This is a genomic window from Oricola nitratireducens, from assembly GCF_014904745.1.
Classification (GTDB): Bacteria; Pseudomonadota; Alphaproteobacteria; order Rhizobiales; family Rhizobiaceae; genus Oricola; species Oricola nitratireducens.
In genome coordinates, this window is sequence record NZ_JACZCS010000048.1 from 121,523 (window position 1) to 138,211 (window position 16,689).

11 protein-coding genes are annotated in these 16,689 nt (G+C 61.8%); 8 read left to right on the top strand and 3 right to left on the bottom strand.

What is annotated here, in order from left to right:
* Position 1: 1 nt before the first annotated feature.
* Genes IG169_RS20465 through IG169_RS20475 form a run of 3 tightly spaced genes read left to right on the top strand, consistent with a single transcriptional unit; the run spans position 2 to position 2,756 of the window.
* The gene (locus tag IG169_RS20465; RefSeq protein WP_193178120.1) at positions 2-1,219 is read left to right on the top strand and encodes an ABC transporter permease; all 1,218 of its coding nucleotides are present in this window, start codon (positions 2-4) and stop codon (positions 1,217-1,219) included.
* On the top strand, positions 1,216-2,055 hold the full coding sequence (locus IG169_RS20470; RefSeq protein WP_246717476.1) for an ABC transporter permease: 840 nt from the start codon (positions 1,216-1,218) through the stop codon (positions 2,053-2,055). The genes IG169_RS20465 and IG169_RS20470 overlap by 4 nt, the downstream gene beginning before the upstream one ends.
* Entirely contained in the window at positions 2,052-2,756 is a 705-nt protein-coding gene (locus IG169_RS20475) for a hypothetical protein (RefSeq protein WP_193178121.1), read from the top strand. Before IG169_RS20470 ends, IG169_RS20475 begins: the two co-directional genes overlap by 4 nt.
* On the opposite strand, the gene IG169_RS20480 is transcribed toward IG169_RS20475, so the two are convergent.
* Complete coding sequence (locus IG169_RS20480) at positions 2,735-3,337, bottom strand: tetratricopeptide repeat protein (RefSeq protein ID WP_193178122.1); 603 nt, start codon at positions 3,335-3,337, stop codon at positions 2,735-2,737. The genes IG169_RS20475 and IG169_RS20480 overlap by 22 nt on opposite strands.
* Before the next feature lie 92 nt (positions 3,338-3,429).
* Here IG169_RS20480 and IG169_RS20485 point away from each other — a divergent pair, with 92 nt between their 5' ends.
* On the top strand, positions 3,430-4,275 hold the full coding sequence (locus IG169_RS20485) for a phosphodiesterase (protein WP_193178123.1): 846 nt from the start codon (positions 3,430-3,432) through the stop codon (positions 4,273-4,275).
* Positions 4,276-5,628: 1,353 nt separating this feature from the next.
* On the opposite strand, the gene IG169_RS20490 is transcribed toward IG169_RS20485, so the two are convergent.
* Together IG169_RS20490 and IG169_RS24125 are read right to left on the bottom strand one after the other, a co-directional pair.
* Positions 5,629-5,793, bottom strand: a complete 165-nt coding sequence (locus tag IG169_RS20490) for a DUF3309 family protein (protein WP_193178124.1) — start codon at positions 5,791-5,793, stop codon at positions 5,629-5,631.
* 201 nt (positions 5,794-5,994) lie between these two features.
* Positions 5,995-6,363: a hypothetical protein gene (locus IG169_RS24125; RefSeq protein ID WP_246717477.1), complete on the bottom strand. Its 369-nt coding sequence runs from the start codon at positions 6,361-6,363 to the stop codon at positions 5,995-5,997.
* Between the two features lie 50 nt (positions 6,364-6,413).
* On the opposite strand from IG169_RS24125, the gene IG169_RS24130 reads away from it, so the two are divergent.
* The 4 genes from IG169_RS24130 to IG169_RS20510 all read left to right on the top strand — a co-directional run bounded on the left by IG169_RS24130 (position 6,414) and on the right by IG169_RS20510 (position 16,466).
* Positions 6,414-6,671 (top strand): sterol desaturase family protein, encoded by a 258-nt coding sequence (locus IG169_RS24130; RefSeq protein ID WP_343225686.1) that lies wholly within the window; start codon positions 6,414-6,416, stop codon positions 6,669-6,671.
* A 267-nt stretch (positions 6,672-6,938) separates the two neighbouring features.
* Complete coding sequence (locus IG169_RS20500; RefSeq protein ID WP_193178125.1) at positions 6,939-7,151, top strand: cold-shock protein; 213 nt, start codon at positions 6,939-6,941, stop codon at positions 7,149-7,151.
* A gap of 344 nt (positions 7,152-7,495) precedes the next feature.
* A complete protein-coding gene (locus IG169_RS20505) occupies positions 7,496-7,798 on the top strand; it encodes a hypothetical protein (protein ID WP_193178126.1) in 303 nt (100 codons plus the stop codon).
* A 160-nt stretch (positions 7,799-7,958) separates the two neighbouring features.
* Positions 7,959-16,466, top strand: a complete 8,508-nt coding sequence (locus IG169_RS20510; protein WP_193178127.1) for a GH36-type glycosyl hydrolase domain-containing protein — start codon at positions 7,959-7,961, stop codon at positions 16,464-16,466.
* Positions 16,467-16,689 lie beyond the last annotated feature (223 nt).

A 16,689-nucleotide genomic window follows, 5' to 3' on the forward strand; every position in this document is an offset into this window, starting at 1 on the left:
GATGGGCGAGTTGACGAAAATCTATGGCCGCGGCCTGACGTTCCTTTTTGTGGGTCTGGTGACCATCTGGATACTGTTGATGATCGTCGTGCCGCAGATCCGGATGATCGAGCGCGCATTCACCTTCGAGGACCGCGGCGGAGAGACCGCCATGCTGGCGCTCGACATCGACCACGCCTACACCGAGAAATTCCAGATCGAACAGCAGTTGCTGACGCTTCAGCAGCAGGGATCGTCGGGAACGAAGAGCTCTCCTGCCGCGCCTTCGCCGTTCACACCGAGCATGACCGTGCCCGGCGCCGCGCCGACCGCGCCCGGCCCGGGCCTTGCACCTTCGCCGTCCGCATCCCCGCAGAATGCGATGAGCGCGGAAGAGCGCCAGGCAGAAGCCGCAGACCTGCGCTCGCAGATCGCCGCTCTCGAAAGCCGAATCACCGATATGGAGGCACAGGAGGACACCTCGTCGGGCGAAGCCGGCATGAAGGAACGCCTGTCGCTGGACAATTTCACGACGATGAGCGCGCTGCATTTCAAGATCTTCCTGATGACGCTTCTTTATGCGTTCACCGTGACGGTCTTCGCCTTCGTCATCTGTTATCCGGTCGCCTATGCGGCGGCGATGGCGGAAAGCAGGAACAAGCTGACGCTGATCCTGATCGGTCTCGTCATTCCCTATGCGATCAATGAACTCCTGCGCATCTTCTCCTGGGTGATGATCCTGGAAAAGAACGGCATCCTGAACGCGTTTCTGGACGGAATCGGCATCATCGACATGAGCGCCGGCGAGGGTTTCCGCTTCGTCGCGTCGAACGGTGCGGTCTTTACCGTGATGGTCTACGCCTATGTGCTGTTCATGGTGTTTCCGATCTACAATACCATCGACACGCTGGATAAAAGCCAGATCGAGGCGGCGCGCGACCTCGGCGCCTCGGTCTGGAAAATCCACACCCGCGTCGTCATCCCGCACGCCAAGCCCGGCATCGCGGTCGGCTCGATCATGACCTTCATGCTGTCGGCGGGCTCCATTGCGGCGCCCGAAATCGTCGGTCGCGGAATGCATCCGGACTGGTTCAGCCAGTTGATTTACAGGCGTTTCTTCGAAGCCGATTCGTGGAACCAGGGCTCGGCCTATTCACTGGCGCTTCTCACCGCTTGCATCATCTTCATTCTGATCACCATGGCCATCTTCAAGGTGGGCGTGAAGGATATCGCGAAATGACTGCTGCTTCCGACGTCTCCATGGCGGCGCCCCGCGCCGCCGCACGGCGCCGCAGCCGTGACTGGTCCGGCGCGCTGCTGAACGGTTATCTGCTCGTCTTCTTCGCCTACATGTTCCTGCCGCTTGGCTTCATGGTGATCGCCGCCTTCAACGCCGCGCCGACGCCGTCGGCCACAGACTGGCAGGGCTTCACGCTCCGATGGTTCACGGAACTGCCGCAGGACAAGCGCTTCGTGCAGGGACTGTGGCACAGCCTGGCGATCGCCGGCGGCGTAATCGCCTTTTCCATTCCGCTCGGGTTGTCCGGCGCCTTCATCCTGACGCGGATGCAGTCGCGCGTGACGACCGTGCTCTATACCGTGCTCGTCTCGCCGGTGCTGATCCCCGGCATCGTGCTCGGCGTGACGACGATGATCTTCTGGCGCGACTATTTCGGCCTGCAGGCCGGATTGTTCACCGCAATGATCGCGCAGACCTCGTTCATCGCCTCCTACTGCATGCTGATGTTCATGGCGCGGCTGCAGCGCCAGGACCGCGTGCTGGAGGAAGCCGCGCTCGATCTCGGCGCGACGCCGATGCTGGTCTTCCGGCGCATCACGATCCCGTTCCTGATGCCGACGATCCTGACGGCCTGCGTGATCTCGTTCCTGCAGTCGATCGAGAACTACAACACGACCTTCTTCGCCATCGGCAGTTCGTGGACGCTGGTGACGGAAATCGGCAGCCGGATGCGTTTCGGCCTGTCACCGATCATCAACGCGATCGGCGTGATCTTCATCGCGATCACGATCACCGTTGCGGTGACGCACACGCTCGTGACGAGAAAGCGGGCATGAAGGTCCGCTTTTCCTGCCTGCCGGGATACGAGGATATCGTTCCGCGACCGTGCCTCGCGGCCGGAGCGCTGCCCGGCTGGGTCAAAGAGATGCCCGCGAAGGCGCAAAGCGACATCCTCGGCGGCGCCGAGGTGCGCACCGTCAAACAGTGCCCGCCCTTTCTCGACGCGATGCAGGCAGGCATCCTGTTTCCCCTCGCCGCCGACCTGACATTCGAGAACGGGGAATTTTCCTGGGACTGGGGCCTGCCCGCGCATCCGGCAAGCCGCGCGACGCGATCGCCGATCGGCGTGCATGTGCCGGAACAGGCGGCCGGCGTTCCCGGCATCGAACCCGGCCGCTTCGCGGTGAAATTCAACAATTTCTGGACGATCGAATTGCCGGAGGGCTGGTCGATGCTGTTTTCGCATCCGGCCAACTGGCTCGACCTGCCGTTCCGCACCCTGACCGGACTCGTCGATGCCGACCGGTGGCGGGACGGCATGGTGCATTTCCCGGCATTGTGGACGGACATTGATTTCAGTGGAACGCTCGCCGCGGGCACGCCGGTCGCACAGGGCTGGCCGGTGCCGCGCGAAGCGCTGGATCTCGACTTCGCGCCGATGGATGACGAGGCGCTCTCCCGCCATACCGCCCTCCAGGACGGATTGCAGGACGAGCCGGGCCTCTATCGCAAGAGCTACCGGGCGAAACGGGTCTGATCGACGGCAAGCGCGATCCGGCCGCGCGCGCCCTGCGTCAGGATCTTGAGGCGGAGCGCCGAGGATTCCGGTGTCTCCGGCAGGGCCGAGAGCAGCACCTCGCATGCGGCGAGATCGCCGCGATCGCGCAGGGCCGTCGCAAGAGCCGCCACCGATTCCTGCGAGGGCGCGATCTCATGCGCCTTGCGGAGATGGGTCACGGCTTCGGCGCCACGGTCGAGACGAACGAGACAATTGCCGAGATTGAGCAGCGCGTCTGCATCCTCCGGCGCAGAGGCGAGATAGGCCGAAAACTGCTCGGCGGCCGGCGCGAATTCCCGTCCGTCCATCAGCGCCGATGCGAGCTCGAACCGGGCATTGGCATGGCCGGGTTCGAGCGCAAGCGCGCGGTCAAGGCAGGCGATGCGCTCATCGGCACGACCAAGCTGCCTGAGCACGAGCGCCTTGTTGTAAACGACCGAGGCATTGTCCGGCAGGACCCGGGCCAGCGCCTCGACGGCGGCAAGGGCTTCCGGCCAGTCGCCTTGCGCCGCCGCGTTCGCGAATTGTCTGGCGAGACCCTCTGGCAATGATTGCTCCATGTCCGGTTTTTCACATATGGAAGGCGGCGCTGTCACGGATATGACAAGCGGGCTGTTTATGAAACGGCAAATCTACCAATCCGGATTCCACGATGAAACTCGTCCATATCTCCGACATCCACATCAGCCCCGAACACATTCTGGAACTCGACCCGGTCGAGAATTTCAGGAAATGCCTGGCGCATGTGGAAAAGCACCAAAGCGACGCCGACCGGATCGTCATCACCGGCGACCTGACCCATCACGGACTTGCCGAAAGTTACGAGCGGCTGAAGGATATCTTGGCCGGCAGTTCGCTCACCGGAGACCGTGCGCCACGCCTTCTGATCGGCAACCATGACAGCCGCGACAACTTTTCGGCGGCCTATCCCGGCGCCAATCGCGACGAAAACGGTTTCATCCAGTGGACCGAGGACACGCCGGCCGGCGTCTTCGTCTACATGGACACGGTGCAGGCGGGCGAACATGCCGGCTCCTATTGCCCGGCGCGCCAGAAGTGGCTCGAAGCGGCGCTGGAGGATGCCCGGGCGCGCGGCAAACCGGTCTTCCTGTTCATGCATCACAATCCGACGGCGGTGCATGTCGCCAATGCCGACCTGATCGGGATTGCCGAGGAAGCGGAACTGAAGGCGCTGTTCGCGCGCTATCGCGACACGGTGCGGCACATGTTTTTCGGCCATTGCCACTACACGCTGAGCGGATCGGTCGCCGGCATTCCGTTTTCCGCGCCGCGTTCGACGAACCACACTTGCTGGCCCGATTTCTCGGGCATCGCCGAACGCATGGGCTATGGCGATCTGCAGCCGAACTACAATGTCTGTTTCCTCGGCGACGACGACGTCGTCGTCCACTCCATCGACTTCCTCGATGAGGACAAGGTACGCTGGCAGGAAACCAACGACGAAGGCTGGTTTACGGAACTGCCGAACGCGTCGTAAGCGACGGCGCAAACACGTCGAATGCGGGAGGGGTGGCGCACCCGACAGGATTCGAACCTGTGACCTTTGCCTAAGAAAGGCAGAGGTAAGTTGAAAATATCGAGCTGAATCCGAGTTAGATTGATTTTCTGATACAATGGCTTGTCTCCTTTCGATTTTTCATCAATCCAGCTCTGGAGAATGCCGGGTAACACCGGGGTAGCACGGAACGGCTGATTAGCCTTGTAAGCGGGCACCGCTGCAGTTTCATTGCGGCGGCTCCCGAACGACATTCTCGGGTGCTTCATATGTCCGCTTCTTGAGCATGGATCGAGCATTCGGTGAAGGTGACGAATGGCTGAAATGGGGCCGACGGCGGAATGGCGGCTTCTGGTGTCCGAAGAACGATAGCTGACGTTCAGCCCAGTGGGAACAACGTCTGAAGCTGGCTTGGTTTCTGGCATGTCACGATTTCAAGGATAGTAGCCACATCTGGCAATTTGCCAACATTCCGATGAGTTTTCGCCGGGCTTGATGCCGCGCCCCGATTTAGATCACATGGGTGATGCACAATGTGGTCCGTCGGGCAGTTCTGGCTAGGCCAGAAAGCGGCTTGGATACACTGGCTGAGAATTCGGGTTCCCAAAGATGTACAATCCGGGCGGAGAAGAGCCCCCAGCCGCCCCACTTGCCTGGCGACAGCCGCTTTGTGCCGGCTAGACGAGGATACTTCGGTCAAACGGAAACCGGTTCGAGTTTGTCTGGCAGGACTCCGTAAATTGCTGCCCGGCCTACTTGGGTACCGGGGTTCCTGGTGGATTGCGTCGGCTTCGTCGTATCCGCTCCATTGTCCGCCAAGACATCCTAAACATCCCCGGATCGGCGGTCAGGCAAGCTGCGATCCCGGGGACCCTCCGACGCGTCTTCGCCCAGACCCAGGCCGGTTCCGGCCGTCGTCTCGCCTGTGGAACCGTCAAAATCGAGGCCCGGTCGGTCCACGGCGACCGCTTTTTTGGGCGCTTCCGGTTTTTTGGGAAATCCTGACCGAGGTTCAATTCTGATCACTGTTTTCTCCTTGAGTTTGGCACCGTTGAGACCTCACCGACAGGTTCATCTCAAAGATCGCCGGCGCATATGGTCTCGCCAGACTTGTTGTCATTGATCCGCCCGAGCATGCTTTCCAGGCGATGTTTCAGCTTCTTCGTGGCACCCTTGTATGCGCGTTCACGGTTGCCGCATGGTCCGGTGACCACTTCCGGATACCGCCGCTCCGGCTGCGGTGTCGCCCCAACACCGGTCAGGGCGCAACTGCCCGGGGACCCGCAATTCGATACGGGCCGCGAAAATCGGACATTGCGAGGACTCAGGTCAGATCTAAATCCGGCCGGTGAGCAGCAGCACGATGACGACGATCAGGATGACACCGAGGACACCGATTCCGGTATGGCCGAAACCATAACCGTAGCCTCTGAAACGGCCGCTGAAGCCGCCGAGCAGGAAGACGATGAGAATTATGACTAGGATGGTTCCGATCGACATGAACTCGACTTCCATAACCGGCGTCGAACCGGATGATTTTCTCATCCCTGCCCAAGCGCAATTTATCTGATAGTCTCGAATTGAAGAGCGGTGCAAATTTCGATCCGCAACTTCCCTTATGCCATATGCAGGTGTGGGCGTCATTGCTAATTGCAGCGAATGCGTCGGAAATGTCGCAACACTCGGATGCCGCCAGAATGACTACGGGCGACCGACCGTCTCCAATTCCCTATCCGAGCCTAAGGTTACATCATTGCGCCATTTTTGGCGCCGAGAAGGCGATCCACGCACGGCACCGCATTTGCTGGTGAATTGGCAATCAGGACGCAGGGAATGCTTCTCACGCGAATTGGCTACTACAGCGACTTTTTCGCTTACCCAGTGCTGATCGCGGTTTTCGGCGCGGCAGGCGTCATGAATGCCGGTGCCGATGGAGGGGAAGCGTGGATAGCGTTTTTCTTGGGCGGCTTGGCGGTGTGGACGCTGCTCGAATATATTTTGCATCGCTTCGTGCTGCATCACTTGCCCTACATCATGGAGATGCATGAACAGCACCACCGCGATGTGCATGCGCTGGCGGCACGCCCACTTGGCTCAGCGTGGTGTTGTTTCTGGGCCTCGTGTTCTGTCCGCTTCTCCGGCTTCCTGATCTCGCGACGGCGAGCGCTGTTTCGTGCGGGCTCGTGACGGGCTATCTCTGGTATGTCAGCGTGCATCACGCCGTTCATCACTGGCACCCCGCCCATTCCGGTTATCTGTACAGCGTCAAACGCGGCCATGCGATGCATCATGCCGACGAGGCTTACAATTTCGGCGTCACGTCGCGTTTTTGGGACCGGGTTTTCGGTTCGATGCGCCGGCTGCGGCAGGTTCCGTAGATGGGCAATCCGCGTTTCCGTTTTGATATGACGATAAAATGCAACTCTCGGCCGCCCGATTCCTGGAATACCCTCAGCAAACAAAAGCCAGCCTGTTCCTTGTAAAAAATGGCGGCAAGCGCCATATACGGTTGTCGATAGACGGCAAGATTTCCGTGGCCCGCGTATTTTCACTCGCATTGGCCAATTAATTCAAACCCGAAAAACGCGATTTCGACAGTCTGCACATATGCAGATGAGCTATATATACTTATGAAAGGGTCTATCATGACCACAGGAACAGTTAAATTCTTCAATCTTCAAAAGGGTTTTGGGTTCATCGCGCCGGATGACGGCGGCAATGACGCATTCGTCCACATCAGCGCCGTCGAACGCGCCGGAATGAGCGACCTGCGCGAAGGCCAGAAGGTCGGATACGAACTCGTCGCTGACCGCAAGAGCGGCAAGATGTCGGCAGACAGCCTTTCCGACGCAAGCTAAATACCGGTGCCACAGCCGTCGTATGAAACCGGCGGCAGTGGCATTCCCTCCAATCCCGGCCTGTATCCACGCTATCCGACCCGGCAGACGGACCGGGCGACAAAGACCGTCCCCGGAAGGGCCGTGCTCAAGTAACGAAGACCTTACGCCGGACTTGCATAACGGACGCGCGAAACGGCGGCCGCTAGTGCCGGCGCCCCTTGCCGACCACAATGGATTGGCTCCCCTCCGCAACTTATTTCCTGCCTGGCGCCGCCCCGGCAGCCAGCAGCGAAAATTCTCGATGTATCGACCTGCCATCCGGCGAAGCGTTCGAACGCGAGCAGATAATCAGGAGTACATCCATGCGATATATTGGCGAGATTTCCGGAAACGGAACACTGAAGTGCGAAGGGGTCGACATCGCCAGCGCTTCCTATGACTTCGAGAGCTATTCGCGGAAAACCGGCGGTCTGACGGGTTCCGGCGAGATCACGCTTGCGCCAGAGGCGCTCAAATCATGCTTCGGTAGGTCCGGCGTTCAGCTGATGACCGAAGATGGACGTATGTTTAACCTGACATTTCCCGAAAAGCTTATGCGTGAGCCGAATGTCGCCCACGTGGTCGTTTCCGGTGACCTTCCTGCCGAGCGCAATTGGCGCCACTGAGGACCTCCCGGGCTCTCTTTCAATTTCCTGATTCTTCCGGCAGCGCCTTTCCTTCGGGCCAAATCATTGCCGCCATGCGGAACAGCGGGTCGAGAGATCCATTCGATAGACCCACGTCGACACGGCCATTGGTCACGACGCAATGGCCGGAAACACGATCATGAAACCCTTTCCCCTTCTCGCACGCGCGCCCGCATTACCTTGGGACAGCACCGCACCCGTCCGCGAAGAACTTTTTGGCGTCGAGCGACTCGAACTGCATGCGGAAACGCTTGCGGCGGCGCAGCCGGTCACAGACGCCCCTCCGAAGGTCAAGTCGCTGCAAGCGCGGCTCAACGAAAATTCCACTGTTCTGCTGGCTGCCTATCGCGCGAGCGCGGCGGAATTGGAAAACGGGCGCACGATCGTTCCGGCCGCCGAGTGGCTTCTGGACAATTACCACCTGGTGGAGGAACAGATTCGCGAGATCCGGGATGACCTCCCTCCCGGCTACTACCGCCAGCTGCCAAAACTCGCCGCGGGTCCGTTTGCCGGATATCCGAGGGTTTTCGGAATGGCATGGGCTTTCGTCGCTCACACCGACAGTCACTTCGATCCCGAAATCCTGTGCAGGTTCATTGCTGCATACCAGCGTGTCCAGCCGCTCACCATCGGCGAGTTGTGGGCCGTCGCCATAACGCTGCGCATCGTACTCATCGAGAATTTACGCCGGCTGGCGGACCAGATTTCGGCAGCGCGACTGTCGCGCGCCGAAGCCGATGCGCTGGCGGACCATGTCCTGGTGTCGGGATTTTCACCTGACACCGCCATCGCCAGGCTCTCCAAGGCGCCCCTGCCGGAATTGTTTGCCGCACAATTTGCCAAGCGCCTGCGAGACCACGATCCCAGAACGACACCGACATTCGGCTGGCTGGAAGAACGGCTCAACGTTCAGCATGTCTCGATCGACGATGTCGTCCAGCACGCCCAGCAACGCCAGGGCGCCTCGAATGTCACGGTGCGCAACATCATTACCAGCATGCGCCGCATCTCTGACATAGATTGGGCCGACCTTTTCGAGACCGTGAGCCTGGTTGACGTGCGCCTTCGCGCATCAAGCAGCTTCGCCGCCATGGACTTCCAGACGCGCGATTCCTATCGCAGCGCGATCGAGGAACTCGCCCGAGGATCCGCACTGTCCGAACTCGAAATTGCCGAAGAAGCGCTCCGCAACGCTCAGACCGCGGCAGCCGAAGCTTCCGATCCGGCAGAAGCCGAAAGGTTCGGAGATCCAGGCTACTTCCTGATCGCCGAAGGGCGTCGGACGCTGGAACGGGCGACGGGTTTCCGCGCGCCAGCACGCCTGTTGCTGCGCCGTTTCAACATCCGGCTCGGCATTGCCGGTTATGTCGGCACGATCATGGTCATTGCGCTGGCGCTTGTCGGCCTCGCCATCTGGATGTTGGCAATCCCCGCACCGGCGCTGGCGCTCCTTGTGTTTCTCGCAGCGCTCCTTCCGGCAACAGACGTGGCGACGGCGCTGGTCAATCGCGCCATCACCTGGCTTTTCGGCGCGGTGACGCTGCCCGGTCTTGAACTGGCCTCCGGCGCGCCCTCGTCTCTGCGCACGCTTGTCGTCGTGCCGACGCTGCTCACCAGCGAGGCCGACCTGTTCGAGCAGATCGGCCAGCTGGAGGTTCATTACCTGTCCGGCCCGGGCGGCGATCTCACCTTCGCGCTGCTGCTGGACGGCGTCGATGCCGATGCGGAAACGATCGACGGAGAGGACAGCGTGCTCAACGCAGCGGCAAACGCCGTCGAAAACCTGAACCGCCAATACGGTCCGGGTCCGGCGGGCAATCGCTTCATCATTCTCCACCGCAAACGCGTGTTCAACACGGGAGAGAACAAATGGATGGGATGGGAGCGCAAGCGCGGAAAACTGCAGGAACTGAATCGCCTGCTGAGAGGTGCAGCCGACACGACTTTCATTCCCATAAACGGGCAGGCGCCCGTAGTGCCGACCGATGTGCGTTACGTCATTACCCTCGACGCCGATACAAGGCTTCCGCGTGACGCCGCCATCAAGTTGATCGGCAAGATGGCCCATCCGCTCAATCGCCCGAGAATAAATGCCGATGAACAGCGCGTCGTCGGCGGCTACGGCATTTTGCAGCCACGGGTCACGCCCTCCCTTCCAGTGGGGCGCGAAGGGTCGCTCTATCAACGCGTTTTCTCGAGCCCGGGCGGCATGGATCCCTACGCGGCGGCGGTCTCGGACGTCTATCAGGACCTTTTCGGCGAAGGATCCTACACCGGTAAAGGCATCTACGACGTCGACGCCTTCGAAGCGTCTCTTGCCGGGCGGATTCCGGAGAACGCGCTATTAAGCCATGACCTCTTTGAAGGCATCTACGCGCGCGCAGGCCTCGCTTCCGACATCGAGGTCGTCGAGGAGTTCCCGTCCCGCTACGACGTCGCGGCGAAACGCCAGCACCGCTGGACGCGTGGCGACTGGCAATTGCTGCCCTGGATCTTTCGCAAACGAACCGACAAGCATGCCATTACGGCGGTCGGTCTGGGTAAGATCCTCGACAATCTGAGACGGTCTCTGTTTGCGCCCGCACTTTTCGCGACGCTGGGTCTGACCTGGCTCCTGCCGATGCCATCGGCGCTTTGGGGCAGTTTGTTTGTCCTCTGCGCCATAGCGATCCCCGCGTTTCTCCCGATTGCCTTCTCCATTGTGCCGCGCCGCTCCGGTATTCGCATGGGCAGCCACTTCGAGAAGCTCGGGGCCGATATCCGCCTCGCGGCGATGCAGACGGCGCTGTCTTTCTTGTTTCTTCCCGATCAGGCATGGCGCATGGGCGACGCCATCCTGCGAACCATCGCGCGCCTTTTCTGGACCCACCGGCACATGCTGCAATGGACGACCGCCGCGCAATCGGCCGGCGTGGCGCGATTGCGGGTCCGGGGTTTCTACCGGCAGATGGCCGGTGGCACGGGGACGGGTCTGCTGATGGCGGCGGGCGCGGGATTTCTGGCTCCTGCCTCCCTGCCCGTGATTGTCCCGATCGCGCTTTGCTGGCTGGCCGCACCGGCCGTTGCGCTATGGAGCAGCCGCGCGCCGACAGCCGCGGGCCGGCTGGCGCTTGCTCCGGCGGAATCCGACGAGTTGCGACGGATCGCACGACGCACATGGCGGTTCTTCGAAATCTTCGTGACGCCGGAAGACAACATGTTGCCTCCCGACAATTTCCAGGAGGACCCGGATCCCGCCGTCGCGCACCGGACGTCTCCCACCAATATCGGCCTTTATCTGCTTTCCACGGCAGCGGCGCGTGATTTCGGCTGGACCGGCATGGCGGAAACAATCGAGCGGCTGGAGGCGAGCTTCGACAGTCTCGACAAGCTCCCGCGTTTCAACGGCCATTTCTTCAACTGGTACGATACCCGCGACCTTCGCACGCTCGATCCCGCCTATGTTTCCTCCGTGGACAGCGGCAATCTCGCCGGTCATCTGATCGCGCTCGCCAATGCCTGCGAAGAGTGGATGGACGCGCCTTTTGCAGACGATGCGCGACCGGGCATGCTGGACGATTTGCATCTGGTTGCCGAAGCGCTCGATGAGCAAAGCAGAGGATCGGGCGACAAGGCGTCACCATTGGTGATCCTGCTCGACGAAATCGAGACCTTGTTGACGGGCGCCCAGGCGTTGCCGGCAATGTCCCCTGCCCTTGCCCGCCTCGCCGACAAGGCAGCAAACGCCGCAAGGGACATAGCGCCCGCATCCGCACGCTCCGCAATGCCCGAACTGGTTTTCTGGACGGAAGCGCTGAGCCGGAGAATTCGCGAATTCGAACGCGACCGCCTGCTGGCGGAAAACGCGCAAAGCGAGATTCGCGCGAGACTGCACGCACTCGCCGACAGGGCGCGCGGCATGGCCATGGCGATGGATTTTGCGTTCCTGCTCGATCCGGAACGCAAACTTCTGTCTATCGGCTTTTCGTTGGCGGAAAACAGCCTCGACGCCAATTGCTATGACCTGCTCGCATCCGAGGCGCGTCTTGCCAGCCTGTTCGCGATCGCCAAGGGGGATGTTCCGACACGCCACTGGTTCCGGCTCGGCCGTGCCGCAACACCGCTGGGGCGCGGAGCGGCGCTGATATCCTGGTCGGGTTCGATGTTCGAATACCTGATGCCATCGCTTGTCATGCGCGCGCCGGCAGGTAGCCTGCTCAGCGAAACCAACCGACTGGTCGTCAAGCGGCAGCAGGAATACGGAGTTGGCCTGGGTATCCCGTGGGGCGTCTCGGAATCGGCATATAACGCCCGCGACATCGAATTCACCTATCAGTACTCCAATTTCGGGGTGCCCGGGCTGGGACTGAAACGCGGCCTTTCCGAAAACAGGGTGATCGCGCCCTATGCCACCGGCCTCGCCACCATGATCGATCCGCTTGGCGCGCTGAAGAATTACGCCCGGATTGCCGGCTTGGGCGGCAGCGGACCCTACGGTTTTTACGAGGCGCTCGACTTCACCCCGTCGCGCCTGCCCGAAGGACAGGATGTCGCGATCGTGCGCAATGTCATGGCCCACCATCAGGGCATGACCATCGTCGCAATCGCCAATACGCTCCAGAACGGCCGGATGCGCGAGCGCTTCCATCGCGATCCGATGATCATGGCGAGTGAACTGCTCCTGCAAGAGCGCACCCCGCGCGATGTCGCGGTCGCCCATCCGCGCGCCGAAGAAGTCAGGACATCCGCAAGCGAGGCACGGCGCAACACACAGACCACGCGGCGCGTGAAGCCCAATCCGGGCAAGGCGCCGGTCACCCATTTGCTCTCGAATGGCCGCTATGCGGTGATGCTGACCGCTACGGGCGGCGGCTACAGCCGATGGGGCGAGATGGCGGTGACGCGCTGGCGGGAGGACGTCACGCGGGACGATTGGGGTTCGGTCGTTTTCCTGAAGGACGTGCGAAGCGGCGAAATCTGGTCGCCCGGCGTCTATTCGGCGGACACCGCGACACAGAGCCAGGACGTCTTCTTCGCCGAAGATCGCGCGGAATTCATTCGCCATGACGACACGCTGACAACCGTCATGGATGTGCTGGTCTCGGGGGAAGACGACGGCGAAGTGCGCCGGATATCGTTGACGAATTCCGGACGCAAACCTCGCGAGATCGAACTGACGTCCTATTGCGAACTGGTCCTGACCACGCCAGCCACCGACAATGCGCACCCTGCCTTTGCCAAGATGTTCGTCCAGACGGAGTATCTTCCCGAATTCGGGGCGCTCGTCGCCACAAGACGCAAGCGCGCGCCGGGCGAAAGCGAGATCTGGGCCGCCCATTTCGCCGTCGTGGAAGGTGATATCTCCGCCGATCCCCAATATGAATCCGACCGGCTGAAATTCCTCGGACGTGGCAACGCGCTGGGTCGCGCCGCAGCCGTTGTCGGGAACGAGTTGCTCTCGAACACGGTCGGAACCGTTCTCGACCCGATTTTCTCGCTTCGCCATCGCGTTGTCATCGCGCCCGGCAAATTCGCCCGCATCGCCTTCTGGACGCTGGTCGCCTCCTCCCGCGAGGAACTGATGGTGCTGCTCGACAAGCATCACAGCCGTAGCGCCTACGATCGGGTCAAGACGCTGGCATGGACACAGGCGCAGGTGCAATTGCGCCACCTCGATGTCGAACCCGAGGAAGCCGCCGACTTTCAACGGCTCGCGGCGCCGATCCTGTATGCCGACCCGCAATTCCGGGCGTCGCCCGAGGCAATTCTGCACGGCGCCGGCCGCCAGTCCGCGCTCTGGCCGCTATCCATATCGGGCGACCTGCCCATCGTTCTTCTGCGCATTTCGGATATGGAAGACATTCCCCAGGTACGCCAGCTGCTGCGCGCGCACGAATATTGGCGCATGAAGCAGCTTGGCGTCGATCTCGTGATCATCAACGAGCGCACGAGTTCCTATGTGCAGGATCTCCAGATTGCGATCGAGTCGGCGGTCCGAGCGAGCCAGGCGCGGCCCCCGCTGCAGGGGGAGCTTGCCCAGGGCACCGTTCATGTGCTGCGCGCGGATTTGATAAGCGGCGAAGCGCGCGCGCTTCTGATCTCGGTCGCCCGCGTGTCGCTGAGCGCCCGTCACGGCTTGATCGCCGACCAGTTGGCGCGTCTGCCGGCCGCCGAGCTTCCTTCCGCGCCTGTTGTGACCCAAAGGCCGCGACCGCTTGCGCCGCCATCGCCGGAGCCAACCGGGCTCGAATTCTTCAACGGGATCGGCGGCTTCGACAAGAACGGCACCGAATACGTGACCATTCTGCAATCCGGCGACCAGACGCCCGCGCCCTGGATCAACGTGATTGCCAATCCCGAATTCGGTTTTCAGGTCTCAGCGACCGGCAGCGGATATACCTGGGCGCAAAACAGCCGCGAAAACCAGCTTACCCCGTGGTCGAACGATCCAGTCGCCGATCCGGCCGGCGAAGCGATCTATATCAGGGACGAGACGAACGGCGCGGTCTGGAGCTCAACCGCCCAACCGATACGCGATCAAGGCACCTATGTCGCCCGCCACGGCTTCGGCTACAGCCGGTTCGAGCACACGGCCAACGGCATCGCGGCGAGCCTGCTCCAATACGTGCCGCTCAAGGATCCGATCAAGATTTCGCGGCTGACGCTGACGAACCAGACAGACCGCGTGCGGCGCCTTTCGATCACGACTTATGCGGAATGGGTTCTGGGGACCGCGCGCGGCGCCAATGGGCCCTTCATCGCCACCGAGCGCGATGTCGCAACGGGCGCGCTGTTTGCACGCATTCCATGGAACACCGCATTTCCAGAACGTATCGCCTTCGCCGATCTTGGCGGGCGGCAGACGGCCTGGACCGCGGATCGCACGGAATTCATCGGACGCAATCAAAGCCATGACCGGCCATCCGCCCTGTTTGGCGACAAGCCTCTGTCCGGCGCGACCGGTGCCGGTCTCGATCCCTGCGCTGCGTTACAATGCCGGGTCGAACTTGAGGCCGGGGAGTCTATCGAGATCGTTGGGTTCCTCGGCCAATGCGCAACAGGCGACGACGCCGGGGCGCTGATTGCCCGCTACCGCGCGGCTGACCTCGACGCCCTACTTGCCGAGGTGACCGGTCACTGGACCGCCCTGACCGGTTCCGTGCGGGTCAAGACGCCCGATCGGGCGATGGACATCATGCTCAACGGCTGGCTGCTCTACCAGACGCTCGCCTGCCGCATCTGGGCGCGTTCCGGGTTCTACCAGGCCAGCGGCGCCTACGGATTCCGCGATCAGCTCCAGGACGGCATGGCCCTGACATTTGCGCGGCCGTACGAGACGCGCGAACATATCCTGCGCGCTGCGGCCCGGCAATTCGTCGAAGGCGATGTCCAGCATTGGTGGCTGCCGCATTCCGGCCAGGGCGTGCGCACGCGCATTTCCGACGACAGGGTCTGGTTGGCCTTTGCTACCGCCACCTATATCGGCGCTGCAGGCGACCCCGCGATCCTCGACGAAAAGGTGCCGTTCCTTGAAGGGCCGATGCTTGCAGAAGGCGCGCATGATGCCTTCTTCGAGCCGATGGTTTCCGAAGACGTCGCCTCGCTGTTCGAACATTGCGCCCGCGGCCTCGACCAATGCCTGGAACTGACCGGAGCCAACGGTCTGCCGTTGATCGGCACGGGTGACTGGAATGACGGCATGAGCAGGGTCGGAGAGGCCGGAAAGGGCGAAAGCGTCTGGCTCGGCTGGCTTCTGGTGCGCACGATCGCGTTGTTCGCGCCCTTCGCCGAGACGCGGGACCCGGTTCGCGCGAAGCGTTGGCACGCGCATGCGGCCTCGGTCACGACGGCGTTGGAAACCGCCGCGTGGGATGGCGAATGGTACCGCCGCGCCACTTACGACGACGGTTCCTGGCTCGGCTCGGCAGGCTCGGGGGAATGCGAAATCGACTCGATCGCCCAGTCATGGGCGGTTCTGTCCGGCTCCGCCGACCCGGCACACGCCGCGACGGCGATGACGTCGCTGGACCGACGTCTAATCGACAAGGAGAACGGTCTCGCCCTCCTGTTCACCCCTCCCTTCGACAAGACGCCGCGGGATCCCGGCTACATCAAGGGCTATCCTCCCGGCCTGAGGGAAAATGGCGGGCAATACAGCCACGCGGCGATGTGGGCCATTCTGGCCTTCGCCAAACTGGGAGAGACCGAGAAAGCGCATGCCCTGTTTTCCCTGATCAACCCGATCAACCATGCCCTGAACTCCGAAGCCACCGAGGTCTACAAGGTCGAGCCCTATGTGGTCGCCGCCGATGTCTATTCGGTTGCGCCGCATGCCGGGCGCGGCGGATGGACCTGGTATACGGGGTCGGCGGGCTGGATGTACCGCGCCGGTATCGAGGGCATTCTCGGAATTCGCCGCGAGGGCGACGTCCTTGTCGTCGAGCCGTGCATTCCCCGCCAGTGGTCCGGCTTCAGCGCCCGGGTCGAGGTAGAGGGAACATCATGGGATATTTCGGTCACGGCCTCTCGCGAGAGCAAAAACACTGAAATCCACACCGTTATCGATGGCATGCCCGACGCGGCGCAAACCGGCCCGACCCGGCTACCGCTTGATGGCTGCGTGCATGTCCTTGAACTCGAGTTGCCGGTAGGCTTACGCGACGGATGACGGCTTTGGGATCAAGAGCCGACATCTATTGGGAGACTGCTTGGCAGTAGCTAGGGGCGCTAACATGCCGCCTTGCATGTTCGCTCGGATGTCCGCTTTTGGGGTGCGGCTAGGGTCCGCTCAACGACCGACATGGTGAAGGTTTTCGGGTGCCGTCAGGCGTACGAAAGCCTCTCATGCAGGAACCCGCGGGCCACAGGCGAAGGCTATGGAGATTTCGATC